At 71.1% G+C, this 15,737-nt stretch carries 13 protein-coding genes and 1 tRNA gene; 5 read left to right on the forward strand and 9 right to left on the reverse strand.

Annotated features, from left to right (window positions below; translation table 11 throughout):
* Window positions 1-52: 52 nt before the first annotated feature.
* The 6 genes from pknB to ACFZDL_RS31990 form a co-directional block, all read right to left on the reverse strand.
* Window positions 53-2,077 carry a Stk1 family PASTA domain-containing Ser/Thr kinase gene (gene pknB / locus ACFZDL_RS31965; protein ID WP_353594815.1) on the reverse strand — a complete coding sequence of 675 codons (2,025 nt, stop codon included), beginning with the start codon at window positions 2,075-2,077 and terminating at the stop codon, window positions 53-55.
* Window positions 2,078-2,245: 168 nt separating this feature from the next.
* Window positions 2,246-3,718, reverse strand: coding sequence for a penicillin-binding transpeptidase domain-containing protein (locus tag ACFZDL_RS31970; RefSeq protein ID WP_353594814.1), 1,473 nt, complete (start codon window positions 3,716-3,718; stop codon window positions 2,246-2,248).
* Window positions 3,715-5,139 carry an FtsW/RodA/SpoVE family cell cycle protein gene (locus ACFZDL_RS31975; protein ID WP_353594812.1) on the reverse strand — a complete coding sequence of 475 codons (1,425 nt, stop codon included), beginning with the start codon at window positions 5,137-5,139 and terminating at the stop codon, window positions 3,715-3,717. The genes ACFZDL_RS31970 and ACFZDL_RS31975 overlap by 4 nt, the downstream gene beginning before the upstream one ends.
* A 22-nt stretch (window positions 5,140-5,161) precedes the next feature.
* Complete coding sequence (locus tag ACFZDL_RS31980) at window positions 5,162-6,784, reverse strand: PP2C family serine/threonine-protein phosphatase (protein WP_353594811.1); 1,623 nt, start codon at window positions 6,782-6,784, stop codon at window positions 5,162-5,164.
* Window positions 6,785-6,859: 75 nt separating this feature from the next.
* Window positions 6,860-7,381 (reverse strand): FHA domain-containing protein, encoded by a 522-nt coding sequence (locus ACFZDL_RS31985; RefSeq protein WP_353594809.1) that lies wholly within the window; start codon window positions 7,379-7,381, stop codon window positions 6,860-6,862.
* A gap of 10 nt (window positions 7,382-7,391) precedes the next feature.
* Entirely contained in the window at window positions 7,392-8,222 is an 831-nt protein-coding gene (locus tag ACFZDL_RS31990; RefSeq protein ID WP_353594808.1) for a DUF3662 and FHA domain-containing protein, read from the reverse strand.
* A 325-nt stretch (window positions 8,223-8,547) separates the two neighbouring features.
* Here ACFZDL_RS31990 and ACFZDL_RS31995 point away from each other — a divergent pair.
* A tRNA-Leu gene (locus ACFZDL_RS31995) sits at window positions 8,548-8,634 on the forward strand.
* Window positions 8,635-8,765: 131 nt separating this feature from the next.
* On the opposite strand, the gene ACFZDL_RS32000 is transcribed toward ACFZDL_RS31995, so the two are convergent.
* Together ACFZDL_RS32000 and ACFZDL_RS32005 are read right to left on the reverse strand one after the other, a co-directional pair.
* Window positions 8,766-10,040, reverse strand: coding sequence for an APC family permease (locus ACFZDL_RS32000; protein WP_353594807.1), 1,275 nt, complete (start codon window positions 10,038-10,040; stop codon window positions 8,766-8,768).
* An 82-nt stretch (window positions 10,041-10,122) separates the two neighbouring features.
* The gene (locus ACFZDL_RS32005) at window positions 10,123-10,776 is read right to left on the reverse strand and encodes an NAD(P)H-dependent oxidoreductase (protein WP_353594806.1); all 654 of its coding nucleotides are present in this window, start codon (window positions 10,774-10,776) and stop codon (window positions 10,123-10,125) included.
* Window positions 10,777-10,922: 146 nt separating this feature from the next.
* Here ACFZDL_RS32005 and ACFZDL_RS32010 point away from each other — a divergent pair, with 146 nt between their 5' ends.
* From ACFZDL_RS32010 to ACFZDL_RS32025, 4 genes are all read left to right on the forward strand, one after another.
* Complete coding sequence (locus ACFZDL_RS32010; RefSeq protein WP_353594805.1) at window positions 10,923-11,288, forward strand: helix-turn-helix domain-containing protein; 366 nt, start codon at window positions 10,923-10,925, stop codon at window positions 11,286-11,288.
* Between the two features lie 199 nt (window positions 11,289-11,487).
* The gene (locus tag ACFZDL_RS32015; RefSeq protein ID WP_353594804.1) at window positions 11,488-12,945 is read left to right on the forward strand and encodes a DUF2252 domain-containing protein; all 1,458 of its coding nucleotides are present in this window, start codon (window positions 11,488-11,490) and stop codon (window positions 12,943-12,945) included.
* Window positions 12,946-12,986: 41 nt separating this feature from the next.
* Window positions 12,987-14,006, forward strand: a complete 1,020-nt coding sequence (locus ACFZDL_RS32020; protein ID WP_391193148.1) for a hypothetical protein — start codon at window positions 12,987-12,989, stop codon at window positions 14,004-14,006.
* Window positions 14,007-14,049: 43 nt separating this feature from the next.
* Window positions 14,050-14,403, forward strand: coding sequence for a rhodanese-like domain-containing protein (locus ACFZDL_RS32025; RefSeq protein WP_353594802.1), 354 nt, complete (start codon window positions 14,050-14,052; stop codon window positions 14,401-14,403).
* A 49-nt stretch (window positions 14,404-14,452) separates the two neighbouring features.
* On the opposite strand, the gene ACFZDL_RS32030 is transcribed toward ACFZDL_RS32025, so the two are convergent.
* On the reverse strand, window positions 14,453-15,631 hold the full coding sequence (locus ACFZDL_RS32030) for an acyl-CoA dehydrogenase family protein (RefSeq protein WP_353594801.1): 1,179 nt from the start codon (window positions 15,629-15,631) through the stop codon (window positions 14,453-14,455).
* Window positions 15,632-15,737: the final 106 nt, after the last annotated feature.

The following is a 15,737-nucleotide window of genomic DNA, read 5'->3' on the forward strand; positions in this document are numbered from 1 at the left end:
GGGCGCCGGGGCTTCTTCGCTGAGGCGACTGCCGCCGAGTGGAGGGCGCGTCCTACGTGGCGGGTCCGCCGGAGGGGCCGCCGAACGGGATGGTGCCGCCGTCGCCTCCCCCGCCGTTGTCACCGCCCCCGTCGTTGCCCTGGCCACCGTCGAAGGTGGTCAGGTTGACGACCTGGCCCTTGGCCACCTGGCTGCCCTCCGTCGGGTCGGAGAGGATCACCCTGGAGTTCTCGTTCTGCGACCCGGAGACGGTGCCGACGGTGAGGCCGGCGTCCTCGATGGCCTTCTTGGCCTCTTTGAGCGTCTTGCCGCGCAGCTGGGGCACCGCGACGTTGTCCTGCTGCGCGGGGGCCTTGGCGACGGTCAGGGTGACGATCGAGCCGGGCAGGACCTGCTCGTTGGGCTGGGGATTCTGGCTGATGACCGTGCCCGCCTCGACGTCGGCGTTCTCCACCTCCGTGGTCTGCACCTTCAGACCCTTGCCCTCGAGCGTGGAGGTGGCGTCCTCGACCTTCTGGGTGGTGACGTCCGGGACGGTGACCTTCGACTGCTCCCGGGCGACGGTCAGGGTGATCTCGGTGCCCCGCGCGACCTTCTTGCCGCCCTTGGGGTCCTGGTCGATGACCTTGCCAGGCGTCTGGTCGGACTCCTCGGTCTTCTGGGTGACCTCGAAGCCCTTGGCCTTGAGCTGCTCCTTGGCGCTCTCGAACTGCACGTTGATGACGTCGGGGACTTCGACCTTCTCGGCGGGCTTGGGGCCCTTGGACATGGTCAGCTGGACCGTGCCGTCGCGCTCGATGGCCTTGTCGCCCTCCACGCTCTGCCGGCAGACCGTCTCCTTGGCCTCCTTGCAGAAGACGGGACTGCCGGTCACCGCGACCTTGAAGTTGCCGTTGTTGGCCTGGTCCTGGGCCTCGGAGAGTTTCAGACCGGCCAGCGACGGCACATCGACGCGGTCGCTGTTCTTGCCGCCACCGAAGATCGCCTTGCCGATGAAGATCGCTCCGACCAGCACCAGGATTCCGGCCAGGACCAGCAGGACCGTCGAGAGCTTGCTCTTCTTCTCGGGCCCGCGCCTGCGGTCGGGGCGCTCGTCGTAGCCGAAGCCCCCGTCGTCGTCGCGCACCGGCGGCAGCATCGAGGTCTGGGCGCCGACGTCCTGCGACCTCAGCATGGTGGTGGGCTGGTCCTCGCCGCCGTAGCCGACCGCGCCCAGCGCGGCGGTGGCGGCGACCGGCTGGCCCTCCAGGGCCGCCTCGATGTCGGCGCGCATCTCGTCGGCGGACTGGTAGCGGTAGTCCGGGTCCTTGACCAGGGCCCGCAGCACGATCGCGTCCATCTCCGGGGTGATCTCCGGATCGAACGCGCTCGGCGGCTGCGGTTCCTCCCGTACGTGCTGATAGGCGACGGCGACCGGCGAGTCGCCGATGAACGGCGGGCGCACGGTCAGCAGCTCGTACAGCAGACAGCCGGTGGAGTAGAGGTCGCTGCGCGCGTCGACGGTCTCGCCCTTGGCCTGCTCGGGGGAGAGGTACTGGGCGGTGCCGATCACGGCGGCCGTCTGCGTCATGGTCATGCCGGCGTCGCCCATGGCCCGGGCGATGCCGAAGTCCATCACCTTGACCTGGCCGGTCCTGGTGAGCATGACGTTCGCCGGCTTGATGTCGCGGTGGACGATGCCGTTGCGGTGCGAGTACTCGAGGGCCTGGAGAATCCCGACGGTCATCTCCAGGGACCGCTCGGGGAGCAGCTTTCTGCCGGAGTGCAGCAGCTCCCGCAGGGTGGATCCGTCGACGTACTCCATCACGATGTACGGGATCGAGACACCGTCGACGTAGTCCTCGCCGGTGTCGTAGACCGCGACGATCGCGGGGTGGTTGAGCGAGGCCGCCGACTGGGCCTCTCGGCGGAACCGGGCCTGGAAGGACGGGTCACGGGCCAGGTCCACCCGGAGCGTCTTCACGGCGACAGTGCGGCCGAGGCGGGTGTCATGCGCGAGGTAGACCTCGGCCATGCCACCGCGGCCGAGCACAGAGCCCAGCTCATACCGGCCGCCGAGGCGACGCGGCTCTTCCATAGCTACTCCAGCCCTCTTCCGTCATTCCCGGCCGCACCCGTGGGGGCCCGGCGGTGTGCTGCTCGGGCATACCGTACCCGGGACGCCGTGCCGGACCCGGCCTCGGTCGCTACTTGATACGTGACCGGTACGGCGACGTGCGGTATCGGCACCAGGACGTGACCGGGGTCACTTCTCGCCGGCGAGCACCGCCTTCATCACGTCCTTGGCGATCGGCGCGGCGAGCTTGCCGCCGGCGATGTCGTCGCGGACGGTGTCGGAACCCTCGACGACGACCGCGACCGCGACCGGCGAGGAGCCGTCCTTGGCCTTGGCGTAGGAGATGAACCACGCGTAGGGGTTCTTGCTGTTGGCGACGCCGTGCTGGGCGGTACCGGTCTTGCCGCCGACCGTGACGCCCGGGATTTTGGCGGCGGTTCCGGTGCCGACCTGGACCACCGTCTCCATGATGTCCTGGAGCTTGCGGGCGTTGTCCTCGGACAGCGGCTCGCTCATCTCCTCGGGCGAGGTCTGCTCGATGACGTCCAGGCTCGGGGCGCGGAGCTGGTCGACCATGTACGGCTTCATCAGCTTGCCGTCATTGGCGACCGCGGCGGCGACCATGGCCATCTGCAGCGGGGTGGCGCGGGTGTCGAACTGGCCGATGGCGGACATGGCGTTGGACGACGGCTCCATGTCCTGGGGGTAGACGCTCTTGTCGGCGCGGACGGGGGTGAACACCTCTTCGTTGAAGCCGAACTTCTCGGCCTGCTCGCGCATCTTGTCCTCTTTGAGGTCAGCACCGATCTTGCCGAAGACGGTGTTGCAGGAGTAGCGCAGGGCGACGCGGAGGCTGGCGTTCCGGCAGGGGATGCTTCCCTCGTTCGGTAGAGGCTTGGTGGTGCCCGGCATGATCCACGGCAGCGGCGAGTCGGTGGGGTCGTCGACGTCCTTGACCAAACCGTCCTCCAGCGCCGCGGCCGCGGTGACGACCTTGAAGGTGGAGCCCGGCGGGTAGGTCTGACGCAGCGCCCGGTTGAGCATCGGGTCGTCCGGGTTCTGCTTCTTGTCGAGCGCCTTCCAGGCGGCCTCGTCCTTCTTGCTCGCCCCGGCGATGGTGGAGGGGTCGTAGCTGGGGGTACTGGCGAGCGCGAGGATCTTGCCGGTGCGCGGGTCGATCGCGGCGACGGCGCCCTTCTTGTCGCCCAGGCCCTTGAACGCGGCTTCCTGCGCCTTGGGGTTCAGGGTGGTGATGACGTCACCACCCTTCTTCTCCTTGCCGGTGATCATGTCGATGGTCCGGTTGAAGAAGAGGCGGTCGTCGTCGCCGGTGAGGATGGAGTCCTCGACGCCCTCGAGCAGGTTGGTGCCGTAGACCTGCGAGGCGTAGCCGGTGACCGGCGCCCACATCTCGCCGTTCTTGTAGGTGCGCTTGTACTTGTAGTCGATGCCGTTGGTCTCGACGGAGCCCGTGATGGCGTCGCCGCCCTCGACGATGATGTTGCCGCGCGGCTGGCTGTAGCGGGCGATGTCGACACGGTGGTTGTGCTTGTGGTTCTTGAGTGAGTCGGCCTGGACGTACTGGATCCAGTTGTCCCGCAGCAGCAGGGCGAAGACGAGAAGGCCGCAGAAGATCGCGATTCGGCGCAGGGGCTTGTTCACGGTCGGACCACCTGGGTCATCTCGGCGTCGGTGGAGGGGGCGGGGGCCGGCGCCGGGCGGCGGGCGGTGTCGCTGATCCTGATCAGGATCGCGATGAGCGCCCAGTTGGCGAGGACGGACGATCCGCCGTAGGCGACGAACGGCATGGTCATACCGGTCAGCGGGATCAGGCCCATCACACCGCCGGCGACGACGAAGACCTGGATGGCGAAGGCCGCGGACATGCCGATGGCCAGCAGCTTGCCGAACGGGTCGCGGGCGGCGAGGGCGGTGCGTACGCCGCGCTCCACGATCAGGCCGTACAGCAGGAGGATCGCCATGGTGCCGGCCAGACCCAGCTCCTCGCCCACGGTGGCGAGGATGAAGTCGGAGTTGGCGGCGAAGCCGATGAGGTCGGAGGCGCCCTGGCCGAGGCCGGTGCCGAAGACGCCGCCGGAGCCGAAGGACATCAGCGCCTGGGCGATCTGGTCGGTGGTGGCCCAGCTGGGGCGCGGGTCCTGGTAGACGGCGAAGGGATGGAGCCACGCCATCACACGGATCTTGACGTGCGGTTCGAAGGAGGCCACGCCGACCGCGCCGGCCGCCGACATCAGCAGACCGAAGACGATCCAGCTGGTGCGCTCGGTGGCCACGTACAGCATGACGACGAACATGCCGAAGAACAGCAGCGAGGTGCCCAGGTCGGTTTCGAAGACCAGGATCAAGATACTCATCGCCCAGACGACGAGGATCGGGCCCAGGTCGCGGCCGCGCGGCAGGTACAGGCCCATGAATCGGCGGCTGGCCAGGGCCAGGGCGTCCCGCTTGACCATCAGGTAGCCGGAGAAGAACACCGCGATGATGATCTTCGCGAACTCGGCGGGCTGGATGGAGAAACTGCCGACCCGGACCCAGATCCGGGCGCCGAAGACGGGCGGGAAGAAGACCGGGAGGATCAGCAGGATCAGCGCGCCGACCATGGAGATGTAGGTGTAGCGCTGGAGGATCCGGTGGTCCTTGAGGAAGATCAGCACACCCACGAACAGCGCCACGGCCATCGCCGAGTAGATCAGCTGGTTGGGGGCCGCGGCCGAGTAGACCCGGTCGGCGTTCTTGGCGAGCTGGGCCAGCCGCCGGGACTGGTCGAGACGCCAGATGATCACCAGGCCGAGGCCGTTGAGGAGGGTCGCGATCGGCAGCAGCAGCGGATCGGCGTAGGGGGCGAACTTACGCACCACCAAGTGGCCCACCCCGGCGAGCAGCCCGAGGCCCAGGCCGTAGCTCAGCATGCCCGAGGGCAGCTCGTCGCTGAGGGCCAGGCCCGCGTTGGCGTACGCGAAGACCGGGACGATCACCGCGAAGACCAGCAGCGCGAGCTCGGTGTTGCGTCTGCTCGGCGGGCCGATCGTGCTGATGGTGGTCGTATTGCTGGTACTGCTCATGGATCAACGGCCCCCTACGGCTTCACTGCTGGGTGCTGCTGCACTGCGGGACCAACTTCTGCTCTTCCTCGGAGAGGGTGGGGCCGGGCTTGGGCGTGGAGCTGGACGAGGGCTTCGACGACGGCGTGGACGAGGGCGACTTCGTGTCCTTGTCGTTCGTGTTCGGCTGCTGTTGCTGACCACCCGGCGCCGGCGGCGTCGTGGCCTCGCCCGCGCGCGTCGTGAGCTCGTTGTCGGTCCGGGCCTTGTCGCCGGAGGAGCCGCCGGCCTTGTCCTTGTTCTTGCCGTTGGTCAGGTCCTGCTGCTTCTCCTCGGCCTGGCGCTGCGCGTCGGACTTCTTGCAGGCGCTGGCGAGGGTGGCCAGGTCCTTGGTCTTGTCCTTGGCCTGGCCGAGGCTGCTGACCGCGATGGTGTCCTCGACCCGGCTGCGCTGGTCCACCGGGAGGTACTTGAGTTCGATCTCGCGGTGGTCCTCATGGACCTTGTTGAGCTTGATCCAGGCGAGGTCCTGGCTGATGCCCTGGTAGATGGCCACATGGTCGCCGTTGGCGCCCACGTAGTACTGGGTCTGCGTCCAGCGGTAGCCGCCGTAGAGGCCGCCGCCGACCACCGCGAGACCCAGGGCGATGTACAGCGACCGCTTGATCCACTTCTTGCGGCCGCCCTTTTTGGCGAAGTCGCCGTCGGCGTACGCCCCGTAGCTGCCCTCGGGCGGGCCGCCGAGCGACGGGTCGCCGCTTCCGGGCGGGCCGAAGCCCCCTTGGGCCTCTCCCTGCGCCATGCCCCGGTTGCGCCCGAGCTCGGCGGCGCGGCCGGCGGGGGTGTGTGCGGCGCCGCCGTCCCCGAGGGGGGTCTGGTTCTCGGCGACCGCGCCCACGATGACCGGAGTGTCGTTGAGCTGCCCGGCGAGGGTGTCGCTGCCGTCGACGTCGAGGACGTCGGCGACGATGCAGGTGATGTTGTCGGGGCCGCCGCCGCGCAGCGCGAGCTGGATGAGCTCCTGAATGGTCTCGTGCGGGCCGTGGTAGCTGGCGAGGGTGTCCTCGAGGGTCTGGTGGCTGACCACGCCGGACAGGCCGTCGGAGCAGATCAGATAGCGGTCCCCGGCCCGGACCTCGCGGATGGACAGGTCGGGCTCGACGTGGTCGCCGCTGCCCAGGGCGCGCATCAGCAGGGAGCGCTGCGGGTGGGTGCCCGCCTCCTCCTCGGTGATCCGGCCCTCGTCGACGAGGCGCTGCACCCAGGTGTGGTCCTGGGTGATCTGGGTGAGCACGCCGTCGCGCAGCAGATACGCGCGCGAGTCGCCGACGTGGACGAGGCCGAGCCGCTGGCCGGTCCACAGCAGGGCGGTGAGCGTGGTGCCCATGCCCTCCAGCTGGGGGTCCTCCTCGACCATGATGCGCAGTTGCTCATTGGCGCGCTGCACGGCGCTGCCCAGGGAGGTCAGGATGTCCGAGCCCGGGATGTCGTCGTCGAGCTGGACGAGGGTGGAGATCACTTCCGAACTGGCGACCTCACCGGCGGCCTGGCCGCCCATGCCGTCGGCAATGGCGAGCAGCCGGGGGCCGGCGTAGCCGGAGTCCTCGTTGCCCTCCCGGATCATGCCTTTGTGCGATCCGGCGGCGAAACGCAGTGACAGACTCATGCGCACCTCGCCCGTCGGCTCCGGGTACAGCCCCTTGCCAACCACGCTGCCCACCCTCCGGTCGTCATGGTCGTACTACTTCCGCAGCTCGATGACGGTCTTGCCGATGCGGATCGGCGCGCCCAGCGGAATCGGTGTCGGTGTGGTGAGTCGGGTCCGGTCGAGATACGTGCCGTTGGTGGACCCGAGGTCCTCGACGATCCACTGGCCGTCGCGGTCCGGGTAGATCCTGGCATGCCGGCTGGAGGCGTAGTCGTCATCCAGCACGATGGTCGAGTCATGGGCCCGGCCGAGGGTGATGGTCTGCCCCTGGAGGGCGACGGTGGTGCCCGCGAGCGTGCCCTCGGAGACGACCAGCTTGGTGGGGGCGCCGCGGCGGCCGCGGGCGCCGCCCCGGCCGGCCGGCTGCTGGCGCTGGGGCGGAGGCGTCGCCTGCCGCTGCTGGGGCCGGTCGGGGGCGCCGCGCCGCGCCGAACCGCGCTGGGTCACGCGGGTCCCGAACAGGTCGCTACGGATGACCTGGACGGCCACGATGACGAACAGCCACAGTACGGCGAGGAAACCCAACCGCATGACCGTGAGGGTCAGCTCTGACATTGCCCCCGCTTCACCCTTCGGCTTGCCGGTAAACGATGGTGGTGCTGCCCACGACGATGCGCGAGCCGTCGCGGAGCGTAGCGCGTGTGGTGTGCTGTCCGTCTACCACGATGCCGTTGGTCGAGCCCAGATCCTGGATGGTCGAGGGCGATCCGACCCGGATCTCGCAGTGTCGGCGCGAGACGCCCGGGTCGTCGATCCGTACGTCGGCGTCGGTGCTCCGGCCCAGGACCAGGGTGGGCCGGGAGATCTGGTGGCGGGTGCCGTTGATCTCGATCCACCGGCGGGTCTGTCCGTACGGCTGCGCACCGACGGCGGGGCCGCCCGCGCGGGGCGCGGAGCGGGCTCCGGGCGGCGGCGCGGAGGGCATGGGGGGCGCGCCCGCGGGCTGCGGGGGGTAGCCGTAGCCGCCGGGGCGCTGCTGGGGTGCGGCGGAGCCGCGGGCCCCCTGCGGGGTCTGGGACTCGCTGGACGCCAGGGTGCGGCTGCGCACACGGTACAGGCCGGTGTCGAGGTCCTCGGCCTTCTGCAGATGGACCTTGATGCCGCCCATGAACGTGTAACGCTGCTGCTTGGCGTAGTCGCGCACCATGCCGGCGAGCTCGTCGCCGAGCTGGCCCGAGTACGGGCTGAGCCGCTCGTAGTCGGGCGCGCTCAGTTCGACGATGAAGTCGTTGGGGACGACGGTCCGGTCGCGGTTCCAGATGCTGGCGTTGTTGTCGCACTCACGCTGGAGTGCGCCGGCGATCTCGACGGGCTGGACCTCTGACTTGAACACCTTGGCGAAGGTGCCGTTCACGAGACCCTCGAGACGCTGCTCGAAGCGCTTCAGTACTCCCACGGGGCACCTCCTTCCTCAGTCGTGCTCAGTGTCGTCCTCATAGTGCTTACTGATCGTATCCACGCGTCGGGAAATCGGGTGGTTCCCCTTCCTGGCCCTGCGGAGCAGTGTCACCTCTCACAGGGATCGTAGAGGTGCCTTCATGACAGTGTCCCGCAACCGGGTCGCTATCCGGTCGGGCGGGTGCGGGGGCGTCGGGAACGCGTGTGAATCCACCCTGGACGGCGTGCTAATGTTCTGGATGTCGGAAGGCGCACCGCACAGACCGACCAAACCGGAGCGATCGGTTCGGAGAGTCGGCGGTGATTCGGTCGGCAGCACCCATGCGCGGGTGGCGGAATAGGCAGACGCGCTGGATTCAGGTTCCAGTGCCCGAAAGGGCGTGGGGGTTCAACTCCCCCCTCGCGCACCAGTCGGAGCGGGCCTCTCTTGTGTGACGAAAGTCGCGCGAGAGAGGCCCGTTTCGCGTTTGAGGCGTTCGCTGTTTCGGGCGGGTGGGTCCCAGTGCGTGGTTTTGGCCTGTCTCCGCGGTTGTGCCGCAGGTCACGGCTGCTTCGATGAACCGGTCCTGTGGCGCAGCGCGTACACCCCCGTGCCGGCCGCCAGGACGGCCGCGCCCAGGAGCACGGAGGTCAGGGGGAGGGCGAAGGCGAGCAGCAGACAGCCGGTGAGGCCGACGACGGGCACGGCCCGGCGGGGCCGGCCTTCGTCGGGGCGCAGGGTCCAGGCGGCGGCGTTGGCGATGGCGTAGTACACGAGCACGCCGAAGGACGAGAAGCCGATCGCGCCCCTGAGGTCGGTCGTGGCGGCGAGCACCGCGACGACCACGCCCACGGCGGCCTCGGCCCGGTGCGGCACCTGCGCCCGTGGGTGCACCGCGGCCAGGGCGTGCGGCAGATGCCGGTCCCGGGCCATGGCCAGGGTGGTGCGCGAGACACCGAGGAGCAGGGCGAGCAGCGAGCCGAGCGCGGCGACGGCGGCTCCGGCGCGGACCACGGGGACGAGTTGCGGATGGCCCGCCTCCCGTACGGCGTCGGCGAGCGGAGCGGTGGTCCGGGCCAGGCCGTCGGGGCCCAGGACCGCGAGGGCGGCGGCCGCGACGGCCGCGTAGACGACGAGGGTGATGCCCAGGGCGAGCGGGACGGCCCGGGGGATGGTGCGGGCGGGGTCGCGGACCTCTTCGCCGAGGGTGGCGATGCGGGCGTAGCCGGCGAAGGCGAAGAAGAGCAGCCCGGCGGCCTGGAGGACGCCGCCCGCTGTGGTGCCGGTGCCCAACTCCAGCCGGGCGGCGTGCGCCTGACCGCTCGTGGCGCAGGCGGCGACGACGGCGGCCAGCACCGCGAGGACGGCTACGACGATCGCCCGGGTGAGCCAGGCGGCCTTCTGTACTCCGGCGCAGCCCAGCGCTGTGAGCGCGACGACGGCGGCCGCGGCGGCCTCGTGCTCGTGGCCGGGCCAGACATAGGAGCCGACGGTCAGCGCCATGGCGGCGCAGGAGGCGGTTTTGCCGACGATGAAGGACCAGCCGGCGAGATAGCCCCAGAAGGGGCCGAGGCGTATCCGGCCGTAGACGTAGGTGCCGCCGGAGGCGGGATAGCGGGCGGCCAGCCGGGCGGAGGAGGTGGCGTTGCAGTAGGCGACCAGGGCGGCGAGCCCGAGGCTCAGCAGGAGGCCGGAGCCGGCGGCGCGGGCGGCGGGGGCGAACGCGGCGAAGATGCCCGCGCCGATCATCGCGCCGAGGCCGATCGTCACCGCGTCACCGACGCCGAGCCGGCGCCGCAGCTGAGCGGGGTCCGTACCGGTGGGCGGGGTGTTCATGGGTGGGCCTCCCCCGTGGCGCGTCGGCGTGGTCCTCGCGGTGCGTGGTGGCGCCAGGGTACGGGGGAGGCCCTGGTACGGGTCAGGCGGCGAGGCGGGCGGTGAGGGCCTTGGCCTTGGAGGCCGCTTCCTCGTGGGCCTTGGCCTTGGAGGCGTCGGAGAGTTCGATCAGGTCGGCCATGGCCGGGTTGGTGCGGGCCAGGGTCAGCTCCGGCACGATGAACTCGACATCGAGGGAGAGCATGTCGGTCAGCGCCTTGTCCAGGTAGTTGAGGACGAACTCGAAGCTCTCGCGCGGGGTTCCGGGGCCGTAGCCGCCGCCACGGCTGGCGACGACGACCGTCGGGGTGCCCGCCACGGTGGACGGCTGGGCCATCGACGTACGGCCCGCGATGATCACGTGGTCCAGCCAGGCCTTGAGGGAGGAGGGGATCGTGAAGTTGTACATCGGGGCACCGAGCACGACCGCGTCGGCCCGCTCCAGCTCGGAGGCCAGGGTGTCCCGCAGGGCGAAGGCGGCCTCGAGCTCCGGCGTGCGCTGCTCGGCGGGTGTGAAGCCCGCGGCGGCGGCGAGGCCGTCCAGGTGGGGCAGGGGTTCGGCGGCCAGGTCGCGGTAGATGACCGTGCCATCGGGGTTCTGGGCTTCCCACTCCTTGCGGAAGGTGGCGGTGACGGCGCGTGAGGTGGAGGCGTCGACCGGGAAGAGGGAGCTGTCGATGTGCAGAAGCGTGGGCATGAGGACCTTCCGATGACGGGGCTCCGTCTCGGGCCGGCTCGGGAGCCGGCCGGGACAGCGAGCGCGAAGTATTTCTACGTAGCTATGAATAGCACAGGAGCTTACTTTTCCGCAGTGGTGCCCGGGGTGGCAGTACGCTGTGGTTCATGGCGGGAGGCGGCGGGCGCGTGGAGCACGACGAAAAGGCCTGTATGAGGGTCGGCGAGACGATGACCCGCGTCTTCGAGCTGCTCGGCAAGCGGTGGACCGGGCTCATCGTGACCGTTCTGATCGAGCGGCCCGCGTACTTCGCCGAACTGCGGAGGGCCATCCCGAAGATCAGCGAGCGCATGCTGACCGACCGGCTCACGGAGCTGGTGGCGGCGGGGCTGGCGCTGCGGGAGGTCGAGCCGGGGCCGCCGCTGCGGGTCACCTACCGGCTGACGGAGAGCGGCAGGGCGCTGGAGCCCGCCCTGAGCGAGCTGGCTCGGTGGGCGGAGCGGTACATGGCCGAGGACGGGGAGTGCCCGTAGCCGGCCCTCACCTTCTGAGCAGGGCATTCGCGGCGGTCGGCGAGGTTATCCACAGGCCGTGACGGGTTTTCGCGGCGGGCTGTACGGTCATGGCAGTCGAAGTCTCCGGTGGCCTTCGTCCGGGCCCGGTCGGCTTCGGCGTGTGCGATGTCCGCGATATGGCCGGTGCTTGTGCCGGCAGGGAAATGGGGGGCGCGTGATGGACGGGGGGCGCGTGATGACGGACGGCGGGAGCGGCGAGGAGACGGTGCGGCGGCTGCCGCATGTCCCGGGGTTCGCCCGGTGGCCGGGGAGCGGCGCGGCCCGGCAGGAGGGGAAGGCCCTGCGGGAGCGGGTGCCCCGCTCGGCCCACCGCGAGCTGCCGCGGGGCGCGGGGCGGCCGGACGCGGTGGAGGCGGTCGAGCGGTCCAACGCCGGGCGGCTGCCGGAGCTCACACCGATCCGGGTGGGGCGGATGGCCGCCTCCCCCTTCTCCTTTCTGCGCGGAGCGGCCGGGCTGATGGCCCATGATCTGGCGGCCACGCCGGTGACCGGCGTCGGCGCGCAGATCTGCGGGGACGCCCACGGAGCCAATTTCGGGTTGTACGGGGACGCGCGCGGCGGCCTGGTCATCGACCTCAATGACTTCGACGAGACCATCCACGGCCCATGGGAGTGGGACGTGAAGCGGCTCGCCGCCTCACTGGTGCTGGCCGGGCGGGAGGTGGGCGCGGACGAGGACACCTGCCGGGCGGCGGCCCGTGACACGGTGGGCTCCTACCGGCGCACGCTGCGGCTGCTGTCGAAACTGCCCGCCGCCGACGCGTGGAACGCGATCGCGGACGAGGAGCTGGTCTCGCACGCGGACGCCAAGGACCTGGCCGGCACGCTGCAGCGGGTCTCGGAGAAGGCCCGGCGGAACACGAGCGCGCGGTTCGCGGCCCGGTCGACGGAGGCCGTGCCGGACGAGGGCAGTCCGTCCGGGCGACCGGTGGCGCGGCGCTTCGTGGACGCGCCGCCCGTGCTGCGGCGGGTGCCGGACGCCGAGGCGGCGGCCGTGGCGTCGGCGCTGGGTGAATACCTGGTCACGCTGCCGGAGGACCGGCTGCCGCTGCTGGCCCGTTACGCGGTGCACGACGTGGCGTTCCGGGTGGTGGGCACCGGAAGCGTGGGGACGCGGTCGTATGTGGTGCTGCTGCTCGACCACCGGGGCGAGCCGCTGGTGCTGCAGATCAAGGAGGCCCGGCCGTCCGCGCTGCTGCCCTATGTGCGGCAGGCCGGTTTCGAGGTGCCCGCCAGTGCCCACGAGGGGCGGCGGGTGGTGCTCGGCCAGAAGCGGATGCAGGTGGTCAGCGACATTCTGCTGGGCTGGGCTACGGTCCAGGGGCGGCCCTGTCAGGTGCGGCAGTTCCGCAACCGGAAGGGAAGCGTGGACCCGGCGGCGCTGGCGGCCGACCAGATGGACGACTACGGGCGGATGACGGGCGCGCTGCTGGCGCGGGCCCATGCGCACAGCGTGGACCCGCGGCTGCTGTCGGGGTACTGCGGAAAGGGGGAGGAGCTGGACGAGGCGGTGGCCGAGTTCGCGGTGGCGTACGCGGACCGCACGGAGGAGGACCATGCGCGGCTTCTCGCCGCCGTGCGGAGCGGGCGGATAGCGGCCGAGTTGGGGGTGTGACACCTCCGCGGCCGGGCCGCCGCCGGACGTAGGCTGAGCGGGTGACGAACCCGGAAGCGCAGCAGCAGGCCCGGCAGCCGGTGCCGGAGGCAGAGCCCCAAGCTGAATCGCAGGAGCGATCACACACCCGGCCCGACGGGCGATCAGAGGGGTCGCCGGAGGCGGTGGCGGGTGTGCCGTCGGACGCGGACGCGGGCACATCCGCGGATGCGGGGGCGGGCGTGCCCGCGGGGGCGGATGCGCAGGCGGGGGCGGATGCGCATGTGGGGCCGGATGCGCAGGCGCAGGCGGAGGCCACCGCGCGGCTTGAGCGGGCCGTGCGGGCGGCGGAGCAGGCGCTGATCGAGTTCGAGATCGCGGTGGAGACCTTCCGCATCGAGGTGGAGAATTTCTCCCGGCTGCACCACCAGCGGCTCGGGCCGATGTACTCGCGCCTCGACGAGCTGGACGCGCTGATCGCGGAGGCTGTGGCGGCGCGCACCGGTGACCCCGAGGACATCCGCAAGGCGCGGGAGGCGCGGGGGCTGGTGCTGCCGATGCCGAAGGTGGAGGAGCTGTTCCACGGCTGGATCGACTCCGACGGTCTGTCGCCCGAGGGAGCGGCCATGCTCACCGAGCAGCCGGTGCAGCCGCCGCCGCGGGTGCGGCCGAGCGAGGAGTCGCGCCGCATCTACCGGGAGCTCGCCCGCAAGGCGCATCCGGACCTGGCGGAGGAGGAGGCCGAGCGGGAGCGGCGCGGCGAGTTCATCGTGCGGGTCAACGCGGCGTACGCGGCCGGGGACGAGGAGCGGCTGCGGGCGCTGGCCGAGGAGTGGGCGGCCGGTCCGCCGCCGCCGGAGCGCAGGTGGAGCCGGAGCGAGGAGCTGTACGCCCGGCTGGAGTGGCTGGCCGAGCGGAAGGAGATGCTGGCCCAGGTCGCCGCCGAGCTGGAGTCCAGCGCGATCGGCGCGATGATCAAGATGGCGCCGGAGGACCCCGACGGGCTGCTGGACGAGATCGCCGAGCAGCTGCTGGCCAAGGTCGCCGAGAAGGAGAACCAGCTGGCGGAGCTGGTGCGGTAGTAGGTTTTCCCTCAGCTGTCAGGTCGTGTGAGAGGTGTGTGTGATGGGTTTTGCCCCGCTTCCCGAGGTGGAGGCCGCGGCGGTGCCGGCCGATGGGTTCCTGCTGGACGTGCGGGAGGACGACGAGTGGGCCGCAGGGCACGCCGAGGGCGCCCTGCACATCCCCATGGGGCAGATCGTGGCCCGGTTCGGTGAGCTGACCGAGGCGCTGGGCGACGGCGGACGGGTACATGTGGTGTGCCGGGTCGGCGGTCGGTCGGCTCAGGTGACGCAGTATCTGATCGCCCAGGGGCTGGACGCGGTGAATGTGGACGGCGGCATGCTCGCCTGGCAGGCGGCGGGCCGCCCGCTGGTGAGCGGGCAGGCCGCCGCGGCCGATGGGGCCTTTGTGCTCTAGCCGGGCGCTTGTCTCTGGTCGGGCTGCCCGGACGGGGCCCTGCCGTGCGCTAGCCGAGCGGATGGGCGGCGAGCAGGTCGCCCAGCGCCTCCTCATGGGCGGCCGCGGGGCCGAGGGACAGCTCCAGCTGTTTGGCCCAGGCGTGGTAGCGGTGCAGCGGGTAGTCGGTCGCCGCGCCGAAGCCGCCGTGCAGATGCTGTGCGGTCTGGACGACGCGGCGCACCCCTTCGGCGGCCCAGATCTTGGCGACGGCGACATCCCCCGCGACGGGCAGCGCCCCGGGCGCGGCCGGTGCGCCCTCGCGGTCCGTGGCCAGCCGCCAGGCGGCCTGCCAGAGTGTGGCCTCCATCGCGCGCAGATCGATATAGCGGTCGGCGGCCTGCACGGCGACCGCCTGGAAGGTGGCGAGCGGGAAGCCGAACTGCTCGCGCTTGCCCGTGTAGGAGCTGGTCAGGGCGAGCACCGCTTCGCCCAGGCCCAGTGCGAGTGCGCAGGTGCCGGTGGTGAGGAGGTGGCGCAGCCACTCCCAGGCGCCGTCCGCCGTCAGCACCTCGGAGCCCTCCACCCGTGCGGAGTCCAGGTGGATCTCGGCGAGCCGCTCGCCGCTGGTGGAGATCTGCGGCTTGAGCGTGACGCCGGTGAGGTCGCGGGGGACCAGCGCGAGAAGCGTCCGGCCCGCTTCGGTGTGGGCGGGGATGAGAACGCGGTCGGCGCTGTGGACCCAGGGCACGGCGGTCTGAGCGCCGTCGAGAACCCAGGCGCCGCCGTCGCCGTCCGCGCCACCGGCGCCCCTGTCTTGGTATGCCCGTACGGCGAGTTCGGCCGCGTCGTGGCCGGTGCGGCCGTGGGGCGCGACGGTCAGCACGAGCTCGCCTCGGCAGGCGCCGGGCAGCACGGCGGAGCGCAGCTCCTCCCCGCCGTACCGCTGGACGGCGAGCGCGGCCGCGGTGGACTCCAGCAGCGGCACCCGGGCCAGGACCCGGCCCGCCTCGCGCAGCACCAGGCACAGGGCGATGGGGTCGAGACCGGCGCCGCCGTACCGCGGGTCAAGCAGGAGTCCGAGCAGATCGGCGTCGGCTGCCTTGCCCCAGAGGCGGCGGTCGAGGTCGTCGGCGACGGCGCCGGGGGTGAGCGCGGGGCTGGGCACCCCGTCCGGTGAAGCGGAGGCGAAGACCGCCTTCGCCGCCTCGGCGGCCGCCTGCTGCTCCTCGGTGAAGGTGAAGTCCACTGTCCGTCCTCCCGCGCCATGGCTTGGTCTGACGGCCCGTCAAGATAGAACAGGTTCTACAAGAAGGGAACGCCCGCGCATGCTCGCCCTTCCGGGGGCGCGGTCC

It is taken from the genome of Streptomyces sp. NPDC007917, assembly GCF_042959105.1.
In the GTDB taxonomy this organism is placed as follows: Bacteria; Actinomycetota; Actinomycetes; order Streptomycetales; family Streptomycetaceae; genus Streptomyces.

Bases quoted from the DNA above. Each gene is read 5' to 3' on its own strand.
- pknB (WP_353594815.1), bottom strand. From the start codon at position 2,077: ATGGAAGAGCCGCGTCGCCTCGGCGGCCGGTATGAGCTGGGCTCTGTG.
- ACFZDL_RS31975 (WP_353594812.1), bottom strand. From the start codon at position 5,139: ATGAGCAGTACCAGCAATACGACCACCATCAGCACGATCGGCCCGCCG.
- ACFZDL_RS31980 (WP_353594811.1), bottom strand. From the start codon at position 6,784: ATGAGTCTGTCACTGCGTTTCGCCGCCGGATCGCACAAAGGCATGATC.
- ACFZDL_RS31985 (WP_353594809.1), bottom strand. From the start codon at position 7,381: ATGTCAGAGCTGACCCTCACGGTCATGCGGTTGGGTTTCCTCGCCGTA.
- ACFZDL_RS32000 (WP_353594807.1), bottom strand. From the start codon at position 10,040: ATGAACACCCCGCCCACCGGTACGGACCCCGCTCAGCTGCGGCGCCGG.
- ACFZDL_RS32005 (WP_353594806.1), bottom strand. From the start codon at position 10,776: ATGCCCACGCTTCTGCACATCGACAGCTCCCTCTTCCCGGTCGACGCC.
- ACFZDL_RS32010 (WP_353594805.1), top strand. From the start codon at position 10,923: ATGGCGGGAGGCGGCGGGCGCGTGGAGCACGACGAAAAGGCCTGTATG.
- ACFZDL_RS32015 (WP_353594804.1), top strand. From the start codon at position 11,488: ATGGACGGGGGGCGCGTGATGACGGACGGCGGGAGCGGCGAGGAGACG.
- ACFZDL_RS32025 (WP_353594802.1), top strand. From the start codon at position 14,050: ATGGGTTTTGCCCCGCTTCCCGAGGTGGAGGCCGCGGCGGTGCCGGCC.